Here is a 345-nt window from a genome sequence, read left to right as displayed (position 1 = left end):
CGCAAAGACGTTGCCCATAGCTCCAGTGTCGTCTCGATTGATGCGCCCGTCATCCACGGCCCCCTCACCATGGAAACCTATTGATTCAGAGTTCCAATCAATATGCAACTGTAATGTTAGCGTCTGTCATGTCGGCATGACTGGCCCAACGCTGCGTGGCCGGCAATGTCCGGTTTCGAGAATCTCGGATCGCAGACGGAGCGGCAAAAAGTTCGCGGCTACAGACGCACCCAGCGACCGAACCTTTCCGGCAGCTTTGCGCCCCATTGTTTCGGTCATTGGCACCATTGCAGACGGCTCCCGGAAGCGGTCATAGGGGTAGGGCTGCAAGCGAACATTCCCTAA

This window comes from Stakelama flava, from assembly GCF_019351405.1.
In the GTDB taxonomy this organism is placed as follows: domain Bacteria; phylum Pseudomonadota; class Alphaproteobacteria; order Sphingomonadales; family Sphingomonadaceae; genus Sphingomonas; species Sphingomonas flava_A.
Note: the sequence above shows the minus strand (reverse complement) of the source record.